This window comes from Sulfitobacter sp. UBA4523 (assembly GCF_002388305.1).
In the GTDB taxonomy this organism is placed as follows: domain Bacteria; phylum Pseudomonadota; class Alphaproteobacteria; order Rhodobacterales; family Rhodobacteraceae; genus Sulfitobacter; species Sulfitobacter pontiacus.
Genome location: NZ_DGMH01000019.1, coordinates 23,877 through 43,987, shown reverse-complemented (window position 1 = coordinate 43,987; position 20,111 = coordinate 23,877). Strand labels below are relative to the sequence as shown.

The 20,111-nt window shown below is 60.6% G+C and carries 18 protein-coding genes; 13 read left to right on the top strand and 5 right to left on the bottom strand.

Annotated features, from left to right (window positions below; translation table 11 throughout):
- Nucleotides 1-155: 155 nt before the first annotated feature.
- Complete coding sequence (locus tag B3849_RS04155) at nt 156-479, top strand: 2Fe-2S iron-sulfur cluster-binding protein (protein ID WP_005854231.1); 324 nt, start codon at nt 156-158, stop codon at nt 477-479.
- Nucleotides 480-535: 56 nt separating this feature from the next.
- Nucleotides 536-1,231 carry an FG-GAP repeat domain-containing protein gene (locus B3849_RS04150; RefSeq protein ID WP_278425942.1) on the top strand — a complete coding sequence of 232 codons (696 nt, stop codon included), beginning with the start codon at nt 536-538 and terminating at the stop codon, nt 1,229-1,231.
- A gap of 87 nt (nt 1,232-1,318) precedes the next feature.
- Here B3849_RS04150 and purD read toward each other — a convergent pair whose 3' ends face one another.
- Nucleotides 1,319-2,584, bottom strand: coding sequence for a phosphoribosylamine--glycine ligase (gene purD, locus B3849_RS04145; protein WP_278425943.1), 1,266 nt, complete (start codon nt 2,582-2,584; stop codon nt 1,319-1,321).
- An 84-nt stretch (nt 2,585-2,668) separates the two neighbouring features.
- Between purD and xseA the strand changes: the two genes are divergently transcribed.
- Nucleotides 2,669-4,204 carry an exodeoxyribonuclease VII large subunit gene (gene xseA, locus B3849_RS04140; RefSeq protein WP_278425944.1) on the top strand — a complete coding sequence of 512 codons (1,536 nt, stop codon included), beginning with the start codon at nt 2,669-2,671 and terminating at the stop codon, nt 4,202-4,204.
- 3 nt (nt 4,205-4,207) lie between these two features.
- On the opposite strand, the gene B3849_RS04135 is transcribed toward xseA, so the two are convergent.
- Nucleotides 4,208-4,603 carry a hypothetical protein gene (locus tag B3849_RS04135; protein WP_278425945.1) on the bottom strand — a complete coding sequence of 132 codons (396 nt, stop codon included), beginning with the start codon at nt 4,601-4,603 and terminating at the stop codon, nt 4,208-4,210.
- Nucleotides 4,604-4,635: 32 nt separating this feature from the next.
- Nucleotides 4,636-5,649: an alkane 1-monooxygenase gene (locus B3849_RS04130; protein WP_278425946.1), complete on the bottom strand. Its 1,014-nt coding sequence runs from the start codon at nt 5,647-5,649 to the stop codon at nt 4,636-4,638.
- A gap of 170 nt (nt 5,650-5,819) precedes the next feature.
- On the opposite strand from B3849_RS04130, the gene B3849_RS04125 reads away from it, so the two are divergent.
- Nucleotides 5,820-7,532 carry an NAD(P)H-dependent oxidoreductase subunit E gene (locus tag B3849_RS04125; RefSeq protein ID WP_278425947.1) on the top strand — a complete coding sequence of 571 codons (1,713 nt, stop codon included), beginning with the start codon at nt 5,820-5,822 and terminating at the stop codon, nt 7,530-7,532.
- Between the two features lie 30 nt (nt 7,533-7,562).
- Here B3849_RS04125 and B3849_RS04120 read toward each other — a convergent pair whose 3' ends face one another.
- Complete coding sequence (locus B3849_RS04120) at nt 7,563-8,447, bottom strand: lytic transglycosylase domain-containing protein (RefSeq protein ID WP_278425948.1); 885 nt, start codon at nt 8,445-8,447, stop codon at nt 7,563-7,565.
- Nucleotides 8,448-8,558: 111 nt separating this feature from the next.
- Here B3849_RS04120 and ftsY point away from each other — a divergent pair, with 111 nt between their 5' ends.
- From ftsY to B3849_RS04080, 8 genes are all read left to right on the top strand, one after another.
- Nucleotides 8,559-9,755 (top strand): signal recognition particle-docking protein FtsY, encoded by a 1,197-nt coding sequence (ftsY, locus tag B3849_RS04115; RefSeq protein ID WP_278425949.1) that lies wholly within the window; start codon nt 8,559-8,561, stop codon nt 9,753-9,755.
- Between the two features lie 22 nt (nt 9,756-9,777).
- Nucleotides 9,778-10,680, top strand: a complete 903-nt coding sequence (locus B3849_RS04110) for a DMT family transporter (protein WP_005854206.1) — start codon at nt 9,778-9,780, stop codon at nt 10,678-10,680.
- Nucleotides 10,681-10,692: 12 nt separating this feature from the next.
- On the top strand, nt 10,693-11,298 hold the full coding sequence (locus B3849_RS04105) for an inner membrane-spanning protein YciB (RefSeq protein ID WP_005854205.1): 606 nt from the start codon (nt 10,693-10,695) through the stop codon (nt 11,296-11,298).
- Nucleotides 11,299-11,561: 263 nt separating this feature from the next.
- The gene (locus B3849_RS04100; RefSeq protein WP_132997343.1) at nt 11,562-12,746 is read left to right on the top strand and encodes an aminotransferase class V-fold PLP-dependent enzyme; all 1,185 of its coding nucleotides are present in this window, start codon (nt 11,562-11,564) and stop codon (nt 12,744-12,746) included.
- A 93-nt stretch (nt 12,747-12,839) separates the two neighbouring features.
- A complete protein-coding gene (folE2, locus tag B3849_RS04095) occupies nt 12,840-13,928 on the top strand; it encodes a GTP cyclohydrolase FolE2 (RefSeq protein ID WP_278425950.1) in 1,089 nt (362 codons plus the stop codon).
- Nucleotides 13,929-14,014: 86 nt separating this feature from the next.
- Nucleotides 14,015-14,392, top strand: a complete 378-nt coding sequence (locus tag B3849_RS04090; protein WP_278425951.1) for a hypothetical protein — start codon at nt 14,015-14,017, stop codon at nt 14,390-14,392.
- A gap of 112 nt (nt 14,393-14,504) precedes the next feature.
- Nucleotides 14,505-15,953, top strand: coding sequence for a TrkH family potassium uptake protein (locus B3849_RS04085; protein WP_037945061.1), 1,449 nt, complete (start codon nt 14,505-14,507; stop codon nt 15,951-15,953).
- A 44-nt stretch (nt 15,954-15,997) separates the two neighbouring features.
- Entirely contained in the window at nt 15,998-17,545 is a 1,548-nt protein-coding gene (locus tag B3849_RS04080) for a 5-guanidino-2-oxopentanoate decarboxylase (RefSeq protein WP_414718014.1), read from the top strand.
- A gap of 72 nt (nt 17,546-17,617) precedes the next feature.
- On the opposite strand, the gene B3849_RS04075 is transcribed toward B3849_RS04080, so the two are convergent.
- Nucleotides 17,618-19,447, bottom strand: coding sequence for a serine protease (locus B3849_RS04075; protein ID WP_286779855.1), 1,830 nt, complete (start codon nt 19,445-19,447; stop codon nt 17,618-17,620).
- A gap of 157 nt (nt 19,448-19,604) precedes the next feature.
- On the opposite strand from B3849_RS04075, the gene B3849_RS04070 reads away from it, so the two are divergent.
- On the top strand, nt 19,605-20,111 hold a 507-nt coding region (locus B3849_RS04070; RefSeq protein WP_286779854.1), incomplete at its 3' end, for a glycine--tRNA ligase subunit alpha.

The following is a 20,111-nucleotide window of genomic DNA, read 5'->3' as shown; positions in this document are numbered from 1 at the left end:
TCGCAGGCTAGCGGCTTTTCGCAGCAATGCCTAGATGATAGGCCCATAGGGATGTGAATAATGCCATCGCCTTGCATGAGCCGTGAAAAGGGGCTGGCGAAGCCGCGGGCTGCTGTTTACATATGTCGAAATTCTAAATTCGAAGGGGCATTCAGATGGCCAAGATCACTTATGTAGAACACAATGGCACCGAACATGTCGTCGATGTGGCCAATGGCCTGACCGTCATGGAAGGGGCCCGTGACAATAACATCCCCGGGATCGAGGCCGACTGCGGCGGTGCCTGCGCCTGCTCCACCTGCCACGTCTATGTGGATCCCGACTGGGTCGAAAAAGTGCCCGCCAAGGACGACATGGAAGAAGATATGCTCGACTTCGCGTTCGAGCCCGATCCCGCCACGTCCCGTCTGACCTGCCAGATCAAGGTTACAGATGCGCTGGACGGCCTGCGCGTGAAAATGCCCGAAAAGCAAATCTGATGCGACGTCTGGCGCGACATATGTCGTCGCGCCTTTTGCCGATCGTTGCGGCATGCGTGATCAATGCGCTGCCCGCTTCTGCCCAAGACATCGCCCGCGCCAGCTTTGGTGATCCGACCACACGCTATGATCACGGCGTATTGGGCGATGCGGTCGAATGGGGCAGCCTGACGCTGGGCTTGGCTGACGGCACCAGCCGCCGCATAATCTTGCCCCACGCCCTTGTATTCGAAGACACATCGCCTCGGATTGTGGATCTGGATGGTGATGGCCAACCCGAAGTGATCGTGGTTGAAAGCCATCAGTCCAAAGGTGCGCGGCTTGCGGTCTATCGCGCGTCCGGACGCATCGCGCAGACGCCTTTTATCGGGCGGAAGAACCGCTGGCTTGCCCCGATTGGTGCGGCGGATTTCACCGGGAATGGGCAGCTCGAGATCGCGATGGTCGTCACCCCGCATCTCTCCGGTTCGGTGCAACTGCTCGCTTACGATAACAGCCGCCTGACCGTCATTGCTAGGGCAGAGGGGTTCACCAACCACCGCATCGGTGATCCGGAAATCGCGGGGGGTATACGCACATGCGGCCCACACCCCGAATTGATACTTGCGCAGATGCCGTGGCAGCGCAGTGCGCCATCGCAAATGGTGGCCCTTCAGCTTGACGGCAAAACACTAAGCCCGCGAAGCTTCGACGTGCCCTTCACGGCCAGCAATATCGCCGCCGCCCAGGCCTGTACGCTCAACCCAAACTAAGCACAGACCTGCTTCCAATTGGTTAAAAATCCTGGGGGTCCGGGGGCAAGCCCCCGGTCGGTCTCGTCAAACCAGCAGGCCGCGCCCTCAGGACAGCGCACGCCAGCCGATATCGCGGCGGTAGAATCCGCCCGGCCAGTCAATCGCCTCGACCATCTCATAGGCGCGTGCCTGTGCCTCGGCCAGAGTGTCGCCGCGCGCCGTGACGTTCAGTACCCGTCCGCCGATGGCCGTTATCGCCCCGTCTTTCTGGGCGGTGCCCGCATGGAACACCATGTTGCGGCTGTCTTCGGGGAGGGCATCCAACCCTTTGATAACGCTTCCCTTGTCATAACTTCCAGGATAGCCTTGCGCGGCCATGACGATGGTGACAGCATGATCATCGGCCCAGTTCACGCGGGCCTCGTTCAGGCGCCCTTCCGCGGCGGCATGCATCAGGTCAAAAGCCTGCGCGCCAAGGCGCATCATCAGCACCTGACACTCAGGGTCGCCAAAGCGGGCGTTGTATTCGACCAGACGGGGGGCACCGTCCTTGATCATCAAACCGGCATAAAGCACCCCTTGGTAGGGCGTGCCGCGCTTGGCCATTTCGGCCATGGTCGGGCGGATGATTTCTGCCAACGCACGTTCGGCGATCTCGTCGGTCAGCACCGGCGCGGGCGAATAGGCCCCCATGCCGCCGGTGTTAGGGCCGGTATCGCCGTCGCCGACGCGTTTGTGGTCTTGGGCTGTGCCGATCGGCAGCACGGTGTCACCGTCACACAAAACAAAGAAGGACGCTTCTTCGCCGTCCATAAACTCTTCGATCACCACTTCTGCGCCCGCGTCGCCGAAGGTGCCGTCGAACATCGTATCGACGGCGGCCAGCGCCTCGGCATCGGTTTCGGCGATGATCACGCCTTTGCCCGCTGCAAGACCGTCGGCCTTGATCACGATCGGGGCAGGGTGGTCGGCCAGATAGGCCCGCGCCGCGTCTGCGTCGGTGAAATGCCCATAGGCGGCAGTGGGGGCGTTTGCGGCGTCGCAGATCTCTTTCGTGAAGGCTTTGGAGGCTTCCAGCGCCGCGGCCGCTTTTGACGGGCCAAACACCAATACGCCGGCAGCGCGCAGATCATCGCCAACGCCTGCAGCAAGCGGGGCTTCTGGCCCGATGATGACGAAATCGATGTTGTTTTCGTCGACAAAACCGACCACCGCGGCCCCGTCGTTGATGTCGAAACTGGCGCAATCCGCGATGGCGGCGATTCCGGCATTGCCCGGTGCCACGATCAGCTTGTCGCATTTAGGATTTTGCAATACGGCCCAGGCCAGGCTGTGTTCGCGCCCGCCGCTGCCCAGAATGAGGATGTTCATGGTTGCACTCCCTTGGCCTTGGTTGCTGCGCGTTCTAAGCTGGGACTGAGCCCGACACAAGATAAACACGGAAAGACACCGCTGATGGATCTGATCGACGACCCGCGCGAGGGGCAGAACAGCCCCGAATTCACCGTGACCGAGCTTTCGGGCGCGATCAAACGGGTGATCGAGGGCGAATTTGGCCATGTGCGGATTCGCGGCGAGGTGGGGCGTGTCAGCCGGCCACGTTCGGGGCATATCTATCTTGACCTGAAGGACGACAGTTCGGTTATTTCCGGTGTGATCTGGAAAGGCGTGTCAGCACGGCTTGAAACCCAACCCGAAGAGGGGATGGAGGTGATTGCCACGGGGCGCATCACCACCTTTGGCGGGCAGTCGAAATACCAGATCGTGATCGAGGATATCAAACCCGCGGGCATGGGCGCGCTGATGGCGTTGCTGGAAAAGCGCAAGGCGGCGCTGGCGGCCGAGGGGCTGTTCGCCCCCGAACGCAAACGCCCGCTGCCCTACCTGCCAGAGGTGATCGGCGTCGTGACCTCGCCCTCGGGGGCGGTGATCCGCGATATCCTGCACCGTCTGCGCGACCGGTTTCCGCGCAAGGTGCTGATCTGGCCCGTCGCCGCGCAGGGGGCGAAATGCGCGCCAGAAGTCGCGCGCGCCATTGCGGGGTTCAACGCGCTGACCCCGGGGGGTGCCCTTCCACGGCCTGATCTGTTGATTGTGGCGCGCGGCGGCGGTTCGGTCGAGGATCTATGGGGGTTCAACGAAGAGATCGTCGCTCGGGCAGCCGCAGCATCCGACATTCCGCTGATCTCGGCGGTGGGGCATGAAACCGATACCACGCTGATCGACTATGTCTCTGACAAGCGCGCGCCCACGCCGACGGCGGCAGCCGAGCTTGCGGTGCCTGTGCGCCATGAACTTGTCGCCCTGCTTGATGGGCAGGAGGCACGGATGACCCAAGCGCTCAGCCAGGGCCTTGTGCGCCGTGACCAGCGGTTGCGCGACATGGCGCGCGCTTTGCCTCGGCCCGATAGCCTGCTTGATGGTCCGCGCCAGCGGCTCGATATGCGCGGCGCCCGTCTGGGTCCGGCGCTGACCGCGGGTGTGCAGAAACGCAAGGTGCATCTCTCTGACATCTCTGGCGCGTTGCGCCCTGCCAGCCTGCGCCGCAGCCTTCAGGCAGAGCAACGCAGGCTGGCCGCCCTGGCCGATCGCTTCCGCCCCGAGGCATTGGGCCGCGAGCAAAAGCGCCGTCTTGAGGGTTTGATCGCCCGTTTCCGCCCCGACGCGTTAGAGCAGGACCGCAAGCGGAAAGAGGAAGCCTTTCAATCGCTTGCGCGGCGACTTTCAGATGCCGGGCAACGGCAGACCCAAGGCTGGCACAAACAGATTGCAGGGCTTGACCGTCTGCATGAGATGCTAAGCTATAAATCGACGCTGGCACGGGGCTACGCCGTGGTGCGCGGCGACGGGGGCGTGGTGACAACCAAGCAAGCGGCGCAGGATGCTTCGGCGCTCGAGATTGAATTTATCGACGGCAAGATGAAGATAGGCGGCGGGGCGGCCCCTAAAAAGTCCCCCAAGAAAGCGCCCGAACAAGGCAGTCTGTTCTAGGTCTTAGACCCCTACTTTCGGGCCGAGGCAGGTGAAATCCTGACCGCTGTTTTGCGCCTCGTAAAGCTCGGTGGTGGTCGGGTCGTTTTCGAACTGCGCGATCAACCCGGCCGCCCCTTCACGAAAGCGCCAACACTGGGGTGTCGGGTTCTCGTCATAGGTAAAGCAAATCTTGCCCGCATCTTCGTACCAGCTGCCTGACTTGCATTCACCGTCCAGAAACGACCACTCGACGCGCCGGTTGCTCAGATACCGCTCCGCACCGTAGGTCTCTCCGTTTTGGGCGTAGAACAGGGTTTTGCCCCGTGTATAGGCGTCAAATTCTGCCGCGGACATCATGGATTGCGCGGCCAAAGGGGAGGCCTGTGTCAGGGCGAGGATCAGGGCAAGCTGTTTCATAGCCGCAGCGTGCCAGAAACCCGAGGCGTGATCTAGTCTTGATCGCGAACCGGCTGCCAACGCGCAACACGGCGGTCCATCACCCGACGCCACAGCGGTGGGACCAGCGCCAGCACTGCCATCACAGGCAGGGATCGTGGCAGCATCGGCATGGTGCCAGGTGTCAGCTTTAGCGCCGGAAACGCGCGCGAGGGGCGCATGTGATGGTCCGAATGGCGCGGCGCATTCAGCATCATCGCCGAGGAATACCACGCAGGCGCATTCCAACTATGCTGCGGGCCCACGGGCTCGGGCTTGCCATTTTCGGATGTTTTGCGGCGCAGGCCATAGTGTTGCACATAGTCGGAAAGCAACAGCTGCATTTGCGCATAGGCCGCTAGCGCCAGCATCGCAACGACCCCGCGTGCTCCGGCCATTGCAAAGCTGGCGGCGAGGGTGATCAACGCACCGGTGACATAGGTGACATAAGGGTGTGACAACAGGTGCCGTTTTCCACGCCGCTGCCGCGTCTCAGCCCGTAGCCCGGCCATAAACTCGCCTTTTAGGGCGCGCAGGGCATAGGTATAGAAGCCTTCGCCCAATCTGGCCGAATTCGGATCATGCTCCGTTGCGACGTAGATGTGATGCACGCGCAGGTGGGCCGACACGTGATGCCCGTGCAAAAGGCTGCAATAAATCGCGGTGCCGATCCGTCGGGGCCATTTCGATGCGGCATGGATCAGCTCATGCGCGTTGGAGTTCGAGATCTGGCCAAGAAACAGACCAAGCCCGATATAAATCAACAGCTTGTCGGTCACATTCAACGTGTCGCTTGCGCCTAGCGCCCAGACCCCAAGGGATAAAAGCGTGAAATGCACAGCGCCCAGTGTCAGGCTTAGAGCACGACCCGAAGAGTTTCGCACTGGCAGCCGGCGAGATAGCCTATCAAGGAAGAACACGACCACAGTGATCGACAGCAGCGCGATCAGGGGCCAGGGGCCGCCGCGTAGACAGGCGAGAAACAGAAATATCGCTGGGGTCAGGCTGGCGATGCTGTACCAGAACATAGGGCGGCTCCGCTGGGGATGCGTGTTTCTTATACGCGAAACGGCGCGTGAAAAAGGGCCTAGGTCGCCGCAGCTACCGCGTAAACTGCTGCGGATTGGTCGCTTTTACTCTGCGCAAGCTGATGCGGCTTTGATAGCGTGATGCGAAAGCTATACGAGAGGGCAGCCCGATGGCGTTGGATAATCATGATACCTCAGATGCAAACGCACCGCGCAAAGGTGTGTGGAAATCCGGCAAGGGTAAGGGGCGCAGCCACACCAAGGGTCGTCAGCTGCAAGAGGACGCGTGGGATGAGGTGCGCGCCCTATTGGCGGATAAACCGCGACGTGCCGATCTGCTGATTGAGCATTTGCATCTTATTCAAGATAAATTCGGGCATCTTTCTGCGGCGCACCTGCGCGCTTTGGCTGAAGAAATGCGCATGAGCATGGCCGAAGTTTACGAAGTCGCAACGTTCTATGCCCATTTTGACGTGGTGAAAGAGGGGGAAACACCACCGCCCGCGTTGACCATACGGATTTGCGATTCTCTGTCCTGCGAATTGGCCGGTGCGCAGGCGTTGAAAACCGCACTGGAAGACGGGTTGGACGCGTCAGAAGTGCGTGTCGTGCGTGCGCCTTGTATGGGGCGTTGTGATACGGCACCGGCGCTTGAGATCGGGCATAACTTTGTCGACCACGCAACGCTGGAAAAGGTGAAGCAGGTCATCGCGGCAGGCGATACCCATGTGCATATGCCCGACTACGAAGCGTTCGACGCCTATGTCGCTGGCGGGGGGTATGAGGCGCTCAAGAAACTGCGCCGTGATGGCGATTGGGAGGACGTGCAGCAAAACCTGCTCGACGCTGGTTTGCGCGGTCTTGGCGGCGCTGGTTTCCCGTCGGGCAAGAAATGGGGGTTCGTGCGGGATAATGCGGGCCCGCGCTATATGGCGGTCAACGGCGATGAGGGGGAGCCCGGCACCTTCAAGGATCGCGGGTACCTGGAACGCGTACCACATCTTTTCCTGGAGGGGATGCTGATCGCCGCCTGGGCCGTAGAGGCAGAGAAAGTGTTCCTCTATATGCGGGACGAATACCCGCAGGTGCTCGCGCTCCTTCGGACAGAGATTGCGGCGCTCGAGACTGCAGGCATTGTTCCCGCAGGATACATTGATCTGCGGCGCGGTGCGGGGGCTTATATTTGCGGTGAAGAATCCGCGATGATTGAAAGCATTGAAGGCAAGCGTGGGCTGCCACGGCACCGTCCCCCTTATGTGGCGCAGGTGGGTATCTTTGGTTGCCCCACCTTGGTGCATAACGTTGAAACCCTGCATTGGGTGGCGCGCATCTGCCGCGAAGGGCCCAAGGTGCTGAACAGCACGGAAAAGAACGGGCGTAAGGGCCTGCGCAGCTATTCGGTATCCGGGCGCGTCGCCAAACCGGGGATGTATGAACTGCCTGCGGGATCCACGATCACCGATGTCATCGAGGCTGCGGGTGGCATGGCCGACGGGCACCGGTTCAAAGCCTATCAACCGGGTGGGCCATCTTCGGGGCTGCTGCCCGCCGCGATGGATGATATACCGCTGGACTTTGATACATTGCAGCCGCACGGGTCTTTCATCGGCTCTGCAGCAGTAGTAGTGCTGTCGGACCAAGATAGCGCCAAGGCCGCAGCGTTGAATATGCTACGTTTTTTTGAGGATGAAAGCTGCGGGCAATGCACCCCCTGTCGCGTGGGCTGCGAAAAAGCCGTCAAGCTGATGCAGGCGGATCGCTGGGATAAACCCCTGCTGGAAGAACTATCGACCGCTATGGTCGATGCCTCTATCTGCGGGTTGGGGCAGGCAGCGCCGAACCCGATCCGCCTGGTGATCAAACACTTCGCGGACGAGGTTTAGAACGGGATAGCCTCCGCGCCAGAGGGGCAATTAGTTCTGCACCACCAAGCAGGTGCACCCGGTCGCGCGCATCCTGTCGCACAGGCGCTGGGCGTCGGTGCGGGTGTTGTTGCCGTATTGCCCAAAGTAGAATCCCTTGCGGCGCGATACGCGATTTTTCTTGAACAGGAAATCCAGACGCCGTCCTTTCACCGCGCTGCGACAGCTTGCTGTCTGGGCATTGGCTTTATCCCGCGCGCGGTCCTTGCTGGTCCCGAAGGATACCTGAACCCCCCAGGGTTTGATCCCCGGGGCAGGGGGTGTCACCTTTAGGGCGGTCAGCCGGCGATTGCGTGCCATCTCGTAGCAGGCGGGCAGGAAAGCTTGCGTTTTTGAGAGCCGGAAATCGGGCGTTTTGGGCGGCGCATCGCGCCATTGCTCGGCGTCCAGACCGGTGATGATGGGGACATAGGCGACCGTCTCGGGGGCGAGCCCTTTGCCGTCCAGAAACCCCTCTGCACGGCGCTCACCGCCATTGTAGCCGATCGCGGCCAGCCCTTCGTTCCCGTATTTCTGCGTCATTTCAGCAAGATACTGGGCAGAGTGTTCCAGTGCATCAGCTGGATTATACGGGTCTTTCAGCCCGCGCAGCGCGGCGGTGGAGGGGATAAACTGCGCAATGCCGCGCGCATTGGCATGGCTCAACGCGTTTTGGTCAAACCGGCTTTCTTGCCAGATCAGTCGCGCGAAAAATCCGCTGTCCAGCCCGTGCCGCTCGGAAAAGACCTTGATCGCGTTGCACGTGTCATACACGAAATGCGCAGGGCGGATGCAGTGGGCATGGCCCCATTTGGTGCTGGAACAGTAACGCTGGTCCGGCTCGGCCTGCGCCGCCCCAGCCATCAGTATCACCCAGAGCACCCATAAAAACCGCATGCAGACTTGGTGCGCGACGGGCCCCTTGCTGTCAATTGCTCTTGTCGCCCTTCCATCCCGCGGGTCGAGCCTATAGATCATAGAAAACGCCTGACAATTCGGAGAGCGCGCTTGGCCTTTTTTCAAAAGCTGAAATCCAAAATGTTCAAATCCTCGTCCAAGATCGACGAGGGGCTTGAGGCGATTGTCGAAGATGGCGGGGCGACGGATACCCCTGAAACGGTGGATGAAATTCCTGTCGATCAGGTGATGGATGCGCCGCAGGCCGCGGCCCAAGCGTTACCCGAAGCGGTGGATGATGAACCCGCACCGATGCCAGCGGATGAAGAGGATACGCCCGCGCCCGTGCCGCTGCGCGAGACGATGACCCCCGTGGCCCCCGATCTGGTGCCCGCACCCCCCGAGCCAGCACCGGCCAAACCCGGTCTGATGGGCCGCTTGATGGGACGCAGCGCCGCGGCCCCTGTTGTGCGGCGTGTGCTGGATGACGAGATGCTCGAACAGCTCGAAGAGCTGCTGATCTCGACCGATATGGGCGTGGATACGGCCCTGCGCGTCACCGCGAATATGGCTGAGGGGCGCTTTGGCAAGCGTCTGTCTGTGGACGAGATCAAGCGCCTCATGGCGACAGAGGTCGCGCGGATCATGGACCCGATTGCCAAGCCCTTGCCGATCTATGCCAAGACACCGCAGGTGGTGCTTGTGGTGGGGGTAAACGGGTCGGGCAAGACGACCACAATCGGCAAGCTGGCCAGCCAGTTCAAAGCCGCAGGCAAGAACGTCGTAATTGCCGCCGGTGACACATTTCGCGCCGCCGCTGTTGAACAATTGCAGGTCTGGGGCGACCGTGCCGACGTGCCGGTACTGACCGCAGGGCAGGGGTCGGACCCGGCGAGCCTTGCGTTTGACGCGATGACGCAGGCGGAGCGTGACGGCGCTGATCTGCTGCTGATTGACACGGCCGGACGGTTGCAGAACCGCGGCGACCTGATGGAAGAACTGGCCAAGATCGTGCGGGTCATTCGCAAGAAAGACCCAAGCGCGCCGCATAATACTCTGTTGGTGCTGGATGCGACGACAGGGCAGAATGCGCTCAACCAAGTGAAGGTTTTTCAGGAAATTTCAGATGTTTCCGGTCTGGTCATGACCAAGCTGGATGGCACGGCCAAGGGCGGTGTACTGGTGGCGCTTGCAGATAAGTTCGGGCTGCCGATCCATGCCATCGGCGTGGGCGAGCAGATCGACGATCTGCAGCCCTTTGACCCGCAGGAGTTTGCGGATGCCTTGATGGGGCTGGACCCGCAGTGACGCAGCATAAAGGTTCGGCGACATGACCGAATGGATCAGCCAGATTGAAGGCACCGCAGCGGGGCACCAAGCGGCGCTTTGGCTTGCGCTGGCCGCGGCTTTTCTGCACGCCGTTTTTGGCGCGCTTCAGAAAGGGCGGCATGATCCGTGGTTGACCCGCGGGGCGATCGACTTTTCCTATTGCCTGATGGCGGCGCCCTTTGCGCTGTTTGTCGTGCCGTGGCCCGAGCCCCATATGTGGGTCATTTTTGCCGGGGCTTGGGCGATCCATATTGTGTACAAGCTGTTACAGGCCTGGGCCTACACCAAGGGGGCCTATACGGTCGTCTACCCTGTCGTGCGCGGCACGGGACCCTTGTTCACCGTGATCGGCGCCTACCTCATTTTTGGAGAGAGCTTTTCGGGCGTGCAATGGTTGGGCGTTGCGGTGCTGGTGGCCGGCATCTTCGGGCTGGCGCTGTATAACTTTGTCTACCTCGTGTCCGAACGCGATACGCTGAACGCCGCCCTCGGGCTGGCGGTGCTGACGGGGCTTTTCGTGGCGCTTTATACGACATTCGACGCCTATGGCATCCGCGCGACGGACAACCCGTTTACCTTTCTGGCGTGGTTTTTCATGATCGACGGGCTGGTCATGCCCGTGATCGCCGCGCGCCGCTGGCTGCGGATGGAGGATCGCCCCGAGCTTGGCCCGTTGATGACCCGTGGCGTGGCCGGTGGCTTTGTCGCCTTTTTCAGCTTTGGCTCGATCATGCTGGCGACCCGTCTGGACAAAGTGGGCGAGGCCGCCGTGCTGCGTGAAACCTCGACCGTGTTTGCGGCGCTGATCGGATGGTTGGTGCTGAAAGAAACCGTAGGCCCGCGCCGTATTGCCCTGATGGCGCTGATCGCGCTTGGCGCGGTGATCGTCGAAATGGGCGGATAACTGGAGAGCAAGATGAGCACGACACGCGAGATAAACCCTTTCGTCAAATCGGCGCTGGAATACGGGCCGGTGCTGATATTCTTTGTCGCCTATCTGCGCTTCAAGGACGAGACTTTCACCCTGTGGGGCACCGACTACAGCGGCTTTATCGTGGTGACGGCGGCCTTTGTGCCGCTGTTGATCCTGTCGACGGGCGCGCTGTGGGCGCTGACGGGCAAGATCAGCCGCATGCAGGTTGCCACAGTCATTCTGGTGACATTGTTCGGGGGCCTGTCGGTTTGGCTGAATGACGAGAGGTTCTTTAAAATGAAGCCGACCGCCATCTACCTTTTGTTTGCAGTGCTGCTGGCGATCGGTCTGGCGCGGGGGCAATCCTATCTCAAGTTCGTGATGGAAGAGATGATGCCTCTGAATGACGCCGGCTGGATGATCCTGACCAAACGGCTGATGCTGTGCTTTTTCGGTCTGGCGCTCGCGAACGAGCTGATCTGGCGCTTTGCCAGCACCGAGACTTGGGTGTATTTCAAGACATTCGGGCTGACGGCGGCGGTGTTTGTGTTTTTCATGACGCAAGGGCGGCTGTTCCAGACCTATGGTTTGGAAAAAGACGAAAGCTAGGACGGGGGCCAGCCCCCGCTGCCCCGTATGGGGCAGCACCCCCGGGATTTACGGCCATTTGGAAGGCGGCTTGCTGTTATAGTTGACGCGAGCGGGCGAGGGGCGTAGCAGATGACATGTGGCGATTTGATACCGGATTGCGGGCCACGGGCAGAAATACCTGCTAAATTCCGCTAAAAGGTCAGGATGAAAGCCCCCTTTCGCTTGACCGCGTCTGGGGTTTTTTTACGCCCGCTGCACGGCGGGACAGGAAGGATGAGAGAATGAGCGTTGATTGGAAACCACGGACCAAGGCTGTTCACAGTGGCACCCGCCGCAGCCAGTATAACGAAGTGTCCGAGGCCGTGTTCCTGACACAGGGTTTTGTCTATGACAGCGCCGAACAAGCCGAGGCGCGGTTCCAGTCGCTGGGAGATGACGAGTTTATCTATGCCCGCTATGGCAACCCCACGGTGCGCATGTTCGAGGACCGGATCTCGGGCCTTTTGGGGTATGAGGATTGTTTCGCCTGTACCTCTGGTATGGCGGCGGTCAGCGGCGCGCTGACATCGCTGCTGAAAGCAGGCGATCACGTGGTCGCCGCGCGCGCGCTTTTCGGGTCGTGCCTGTATGTGCTGGAGGATATCCTGGCGCGTTTCGGGGTCGAGGTGACCTTGATCGACGGCACGGATAACGCGGCTTGGGATGCTGCCATTCGCCCTGACACGACCATGGTTTTCTTCGAGAGCATTTCGAACCCCACCCTGGAAGTCGTTGACATGCGCCATGTGGTGAAAGCGGCCCATGCCGTTGGTGCGCTGGTGCTGGCGGATGACGCGATGGCGACGCCGGTATTTTCCTATGCCAAGGAATGTGGTGCGGATATCGCCATTATCTCGACCACGAAACATGTGGACGGGCAGGGGCGTATGCTGGGCGGTGCGATTTGCGGCCCCAAAGAGCTGATCCGCGGACCCGTCGAAGCCTATATGAAACACACCGGCGGCGCGATGAACCCGTTTACCGCCTGGACCCACCTCAAGGCGCTTGAAACCATCGACCTGCGTGTGCGTGCCCAGGCGGATGCCGCCTATAAGATCGCTGATGCGCTGAACGGGCACCCCAAGCTGAGCGCTGTGCGCTATCCGACGCATCCCAGCCATCCGCAGCACGCGCTCGCCACGTCTCATGCGCCGTCGGCGGGGACTGTCTTGGCGGTAGAGGTCAAGGGCGGTAAGGACGCGTGTTTTGCATTCCTTAATGCGCTCGAGATTATCACCATCTCGAACAACTTCGCCGATGCGAAATCCATTGCGACCCATCCGGCGACCACCACGCACCAGCGTTTGCCGGATGACCAGAAGGCTACGCTGGGGATCAGCCCCGGCCTTGTGCGCTTGTCTGCGGGGCTTGAAGACGTGGATGATCTGATTGCCGACATCCGTCAGGCGCTGGACACATTGAAGTGATCACTCGGGGGCTTTGCCTGCTTGGCTGGACGGAGCATTGGTAAAGCCCCCGATATCGCCTATATAGGGGGCAACTTGCGAAAGGGCCTTGCTATGAATATCGCCGCGACAGTGATACCGGACCGTGATGACGCGGTTGCGGCACTTGATACGTTGCGGGCCTGGGCGCGCAAGGCCAGCACCGCCGAGATTGAGACGCTGGACCCGTCGCTGGCCCGTCTGCTGCAAAGCGCCGAAAACTACCCGCAGTTCAGCCGCGATTACCCCAGTGATTTCGCCGTGGGTGACAATTACAAGGCCACGCTGCCCGATCTGCAAAACGGACCGTCGAGCCTGATCCGTGGTGCGAAACAGCAGATCCAGCATGTGGGGATATCGAACTTTCGGTTGCCCATGCGGTTTCACACCCGCGAGGGCAGCGATCTGACGCTCGAGACATCGGTCACCGGATCGGTCAGCCTTGAGGCAGACAAAAAGGGCATTAACATGTCCCGCATCATGCGCAGTTTCTATAAACATGCGGATGAGGTGTTCAGCTTCGAGGTGATGGAAGCTGCGCTGGATGATTATAAGTCCGACCTCGAAAGCTATGATGCCCGCATCCAGATGCGGTTTTCCTTTCCGGTACGGATCGATAGCCTGCGGTCGGGCCTGTCGGGCTACCAGTATTACGACATTGCGCTTGAGCTGGTCGAGGCCGAAGGCGCGCGCAAGAAAATCATCCACCTTGATTACGTCTATTCCTCTACCTGTCCCTGTTCGCTGGAGTTGTCCGAGCATGCCCGTGCGACACGGGGGCAGCTTGCCACGCCGCATTCGCAACGCTCTGTCGCGCGGATCTCGGTCGAGGTGAACTGCGAGGAAAGCTGCCTGTGGTTCGAAGACCTGATCGACGCGGCGCGGCGCGCGGTGCCGACAGAAACGCAGGTGATGGTCAAACGCGAGGACGAACAGGCGTTTGCGGAGCTGAACGCCGCTAACCCTATCTTTGTCGAAGACGCGGCGCGGTTGTTCTGCGAGCAGTTGCAAGCCGAACCGCGGGTGGGTGATTTTCGCGTTGTGGCCAGCCACCAAGAAAGCCTGCACAGTCATGATGCGATCTCTGTTCTGACGCAGGGCGATACCTTTGCGGCTCAAAGCATTGATCCCAGACTGTTCAGCACGCTGTTTCACGTCGGCTGATGTTCGCACGGTTTTAGGGCAGCCACTCTGACATGTTTTCATTCTGCGCATTTATTGCGCGGAGGTTTGTGCTGCTTGCTTGAAACATGCACAAAGCCATGCTGCGATGCGGCATCTTCGGGATGCTGCTATGCAGAAACGTCGGTTCTCATTGGGGATTGCTTCGTTATATTAAGAGGCAGAACAAGGTAACCGGCAGAAATGCCAAGATAAATCGAGAGTTTATTATGGCTTACAACAGCACAATTTCGCAAAGCAACGTCCCCACTATCAAAGCCCCCTTCGCCGTCATCGGCGGGTTTTTTGCTGCCATCTGGAACGGTTTGATCGCAGCGGGTGCGAATTCGGGCCGGATGCGTCAGGTGACATTCCTGCAGTCCAAGACCGACGAAGAGCTGGCCGCGATGGGTATCAAGCGTGATGACATCGTGCACCATGTTTTCCGCGACACATATTACGTCTGATCGGTTCACAGGTTGATTATTGACGGCCCGGGTGTGTCTTGCCGGGCCGTTTTGCGTTTTACCGCAGGGCGCGTCCTTGACACCGGCGCGCCGCCGCGCCAACGCTGCGCAGATGTTGGATTTGCGCCCAGTTGGATATGTCATCGGCCTATTGGTGTCGGTGCTTGGCATTGCGATGATTGTGCCAATGTTGGTCGATATTGCCGAAGGGCGCGGCCATTGGCCCGTCTTCGTCGAGGCCGGGCTGATCACCATGCTGGGGGGCAGCATGATCGCGCTGGCCTGTGCCAACGGCGTCAGGGAAGGGTTGACGATCCAGCAGACCTTTTTGCTGACGACGGCCGTGTGGCTGATGCTGCCGTTGTTCGGCGCGCTGCCGTTCATGCTGGGCGCGACAGAGGCGCGTTTCGTCGATGCGGTGTTCGAGGCCATGTCGGGCATGACCACCACCGGATCAACGGTGTTTTCCGGGCTTGATGATCTGCCCAAGGGGCTGTTGTTGTGGCGCGCGATCCTGCAGTGGCTGGGCGGCATCGGTATCATTGTTGTGGCGATGGTGTTCCTGCCCGAACTGCGCGTCGGTGGTATGCAGATCTTCAAGTCGGAAGCCTTTGATACCTTTGGTAAAATCCTGCCACGGGCCGGGCAGATCGCCAGCCAGATCTCGGTCATCTATGTCTGGCTGACCTTCGCCTGTGCGCTGACCTATCTGACCTTGGGGATGAACGTCTTTGACGCGACGGTCCACGCGCTGACCACCGTGTCTACGGGCGGGTTTTCAAACTATGACGCCTCTTTCGGTACCTTTAGCGGCAATGCGGAATATGCGGCGTCGATCTTCATGGTGCTCGCGGCGCTGCCTTTCGTGCGCTACGTGCAACTGCTGAACGGCAACCCTTTGGCCCTGCATCGTGATCCGCAGGTAAAGGGTTTCTTGCTGACGATTGCGGTGCTGGTGGGGCTGATCTTTATCTCTATCCAGTCGGTCTTTCCGCATCATTGGGAGCAATCCCTGCGCGAGGCACTGTTCAATATCACTTCAATCATTTCGGGCACGGGCTTTGCCTCGGTCGATTATATGACCTGGGGGCCGTTTCCCGTGGCGCTGTTTTTCTTTACGGGGCTGATTGGCGGCTGCGCGGGGTCCACCGCCTGTTCGATCAAGATCTTCCGCTATCAGCTGTTGTTCGCATCCATCCGTGCGCAGTTGCAGCGAATCCGGTCACCCCACGGCATCTTTACCCCGCGCTATGACGGACGCCCGATCAGCGGCGATGTCATGATTTCGGTCATGTCCTTTTTCATGTTCTTCACGCTGACATTAGGGCTGGTGGCCGTGGCGCTCAGTATGACGGGGCTGGATTTCGTGACCTCGATCTCGGGGGCGGGGGCGGCCTTGGGGAACATCGGGCCGGGTTTGGGCAAGATCATCGGGCCGGCAGGTAATTTCAGCACCCTTAACGACACAGCAAAATGGATCCTGACCGCCGCGATGCTGGTCGGACGGCTGGAGCTTATGGCGGTATACGTCATTCTGACATTCAAATTCTGGAGAGCATAATGAGCGCAGTACAAACCCGTCCTTTGGGGGCACAGATTTCGCATATGCTCAAGTCTCGCGGGGTAGAGGTTATCTTTGGCATCCCCGGCGTGCATAACCAAGAGATGTACCGCGGGATCGAGGAAGCAGGGCTGACCCATGTGCTGGCGCGGCACGAACAGGGGGCGGGCTTTATGGCAGATGGCTATGCCCGGGCCACGGGCAAGCCGGGGGTCGCCTATGTGATCACCGGTCCGGGCCTGTGCAATGTGATGACGCCGATGGGACAGGCCTACAGCGATTCCGTGCCGGTGCTGGTGTTGTCCTCCTGCCTGGATGAAACGGCGGCGCGTAAGGGGCAGCTGCACCAGATGAACGATCAGCGCGCGGCGGCGGAAACCGTGTGCGACTGGTCCGAAATGGCGCTGACGGCACCGGCGGCCTACCAGTTGATCGACCGTGCCCTGACCGAATTTGCCACCAGCCGCCCACGGTCCAAGCATATTTCTGTTCCCATTCACTTGCTGGAGGCAGAGGCCGCCCCCGCGCACGCCCTTGCCGTCACCTCGTCCTTGCCGGCGGTGCCCTCTGCGCAGATCGACCTTCTGGCGCAAAAGCTGGCCGCAGCGCAAAAGCCGCTGTTCATCTTTGGTGGTGGTGCCGTTGGCGTTCAGAACGTTGACGCCCTGCTGGCCCGCTGGCAGGCAGCGAGCCTGACGACTTATGCCGGACGTGGCATCGTCTCGCCCGGAGCGCCGCTGCATTTCGGGGCCTATCTCGCGCGGGAAAGCAGCGTGGATGTGATCGCGCAGGCGGATCTTGTGATCGCCGTCGGGACCGAACTGGCAGAGGTGGACCTCTGGCGCGATCATCTGGGCCATTCAGGCGAACTCGTGCGCGTTGATATTGATCCGTCGGTTCTGGCGGACCCGCAATCGGCACCCTTTGCCATCCTTGGTGATGCGGTACAGGTAATGGCCGCGCTTGACGCTGCCTTGCCGGACGAACGCACAGCAGCGGGTTGGAATGTGGCCGAAGTGGCAGGCTGGCGCAAACGCTGGCGGTCAGAAGTGGATATGGAACGTCCGGGCATCCTTGCCGTGGTGGACGCGGTCAAGGCTGCGACGCCCGAAGGCACGATGGTCTACTCTGACATGACCCAATTTGCCTATGCCGCGACAGAGGTCTGGGAGATGGACCGCCCCGGATATTGGCATCATCCTTACGGGTTCGGCACGCTTGGCTACGCAACACCTGCTGCGATTGGTGGTGCCATTGGCCGCCCCGGACTGCCGACCATGGCGATCATCGGGGATTATGGCTTTCAGTACACGGTGCAGGAACTGGGGGCTGCTGTAGAGCTGGGGCTGCCCTTGCCGATCATCCTGTGGGACAATGGCAAACTGGGCGAAATCGAAGACAGCATGACCCGCGCGCAGATCGCGCCAAACGCGGTCATCGCCCATAATCCCGATTTTTGCAAACTGGCCGAAGCCTACGGAGCCTATGCCGCGGCACCGAAATCGCTGGAGGAGTTGCCAGAGGTCCTGGCGCAAGCCTTCAAGGCCGACCGCCCGACGTTGATCTATCTGACGCCCCAGACCGCAGTCTGATCAAGGGCGCTGCCCGAGGCGGTTCAAACGACTGACCCCGGTCCCCCGTTAAACGGGGGATCGGGGTTTTCTTTATTCCCAACAGCTGACCAGTACGGTCATGCCCTTAGCTTTTTCACGCAGGTCCTGCGGCTTGATCGTGGTGCTGCTGGCCGTGGTATCCACGGTGACACCGGCCTTTTGCGCGAGTTCTGCGATGACCTTGGATTCAACCGCAAACGCGACATCTTCGGGCAATTCGCGTGCGCCATTGGCACGGGGCAGCAACATGCCCAAGACCCGCCCGTCACGATCCAGAATCGGGCCACCCGCGTCACCGCTGCGGGCTTCTAGCGCGAGGCGGGCGATGTTCTCTTCGCCTTGCAGCCCACGCACATCGGCCAGCGTGCCATAGGTCACGGTTGCAGAACCAAGCACGCCTTCATAGGGGAAACCCGCAACCGCGATTTCGGACTGCAAACGGGGGGGCACGGTGTTGAACGCCGCCACATCCAATGGCGAAAGCGCTGCGCGGGGTTTCAGCAGGCTGATCCCGCTGGCCGCATCGTCAACAACCACATCAAGCTCTGTCTCGTCGTCCAGCGTCAGCCGACCGCAGCTTTGCACCGCCTCGGATGTGGTGGCAACAGTACCGCGCCCATCAATGAAGAAGCCCGAGCGCGAGATTTTCGGCGACCGGATTTGCAGACCCGACACCAGATCGACAGCCTGACGGTCGCCCCCCCCCGCTGCGGCATCCAGCGTACCGGGCAGGCGGGTAAAGGATTTCGTCATCTCGGCAATCACGCGGCGGCGGCGGTCTTCGTCCCCGGCGGGCCAGATGAGGGTGAAGCCCTTGATCTCGCCATTCTGCAGCGACACCTGCGTCTGGCTGACGATGCGGCCGTTCTCGCCGATCAGCTCGAAACTGTCGGACTTCCGCTCGCGCGGGCCTTCTTCGGGGACGATTTCAAGGGTCTGCATGATGTCATACAGACCGAAAAGCGTATCCTGATCGCCCGCCTGACTGATCAGCAGAACCCGCGCGTCGATGTCACCGGTGCCATTGTAATGGGCGAAGGGGGGCTCGAACCGGTCAAACCCCACGATCTTGGTCGGCATCACCATCTCGATCCCGGCGTCAGCGTTGCGCACGACCTGCAGACCCAGACCTTCGAGCACGGCGTTATATTGTTTCAGAAGGGCGGCGCGTTGCAGCGTTGTCAGCACACCGGTGGCGTCATAGCCGTTGGCCCCTTGCCAATCGGCCATGGACCCCCGCGTACCCCGCCCGAAGGCTCCGTCGATAGAGGCATTGTAAAACCCGGCCCACTTCAGTGCGACCTGCAACTGTTCGCGCGCCGCGCGGTCAAGCTCCCGTTCGCTGGCGCGCGCTTCGGCCAGGGTTTCGTCACGTGGTGGTTCTGGCAGGACGGGGACTTGCGTGGTTTCTGCCTCTGCGGTGGCGGTGTTCTCTTGCTCCAGCGCTTCGCTGGCGGGGGGCAGGGTGGTTTGCGTGATCTCACTGTCTGTCTGAGTATCGGTGGGGGATGCAGGGTCAACCGGTGCGATCAGCGGAATGTTCAGGACGTTCGCGCCCACGGGCCAGAACTGCTGCTGGAAACGTTCAGAAAGCTGGATAAAGCTGTCGCGCGGAATCACCCCGTCCCGGCGGTAGCGGCGCAACAACAGCTCTGCGTCATCACGGCGATAGGGACCGACCGCGATTCCATACCAGCTGCCGCCCAAGGCAAAGCCGTTCACATCCTCAAGATTGGCGCTATAGGCACGTGCGCGATCTGTCGCCGCGGCCAGATTAGGCTGGGCTTCGACCTGTATCCAAACCACATCATCGGCAGACTGTGCAAAGGCAAACGGGGCAATAAACAAGGCGGCGATCAGGGCCGCAAACAGTCGCGTCATAGGTATGGGTGCTCTCAAGGATTTAAACTTGCAGTAGATAAGCAGGAACCTGTGCAAAATACCATGCTTGAGACAGCGCAAATCATCACAAAGCTGCCAATTGACCCTACCGCGACAGCACCTTAGGAAAGGCGCGCAGCAGCAAAGGCAAAATCTTATGTCCGACCCGGTCCAGCGCCCCCGTTCATTTCAGGAAATCATCCTCGCCCTACAGTCCTATTGGGCGCGTCAGGGCTGTGCGGTCCTGCAGCCCTACGACATGGAAGTCGGTGCGGGTACGTTTCACCCGGCCACGACCCTGCGCGCGCTTGGCACCAACCCTTGGGCCGCCGCCTATGTGCAGCCCTCGCGCCGTCCGACCGACGGGCGTTATGGGGAAAACCCCAACCGTCTGCAGCATTACTACCAGTTTCAGGCGCTGATCAAACCCAGCCCTCCCAACCTGCAAGAGCTCTACCTCGGATCGCTTGAGGCGATCGGGATCGATATGGCGCTGCATGACATCCGCTTTGTCGAGGATGACTGGGAAAGCCCCACTTTGGGCGCATGGGGACTGGGCTGGGAAGTCTGGTGTGACGGCATGGAAGTGTCGCAGTTTACCTATTTCCAGCAGGTCGGCGGCCATGATTGCCACCCTGTATCGGGCGAGCTGACCTACGGGCTC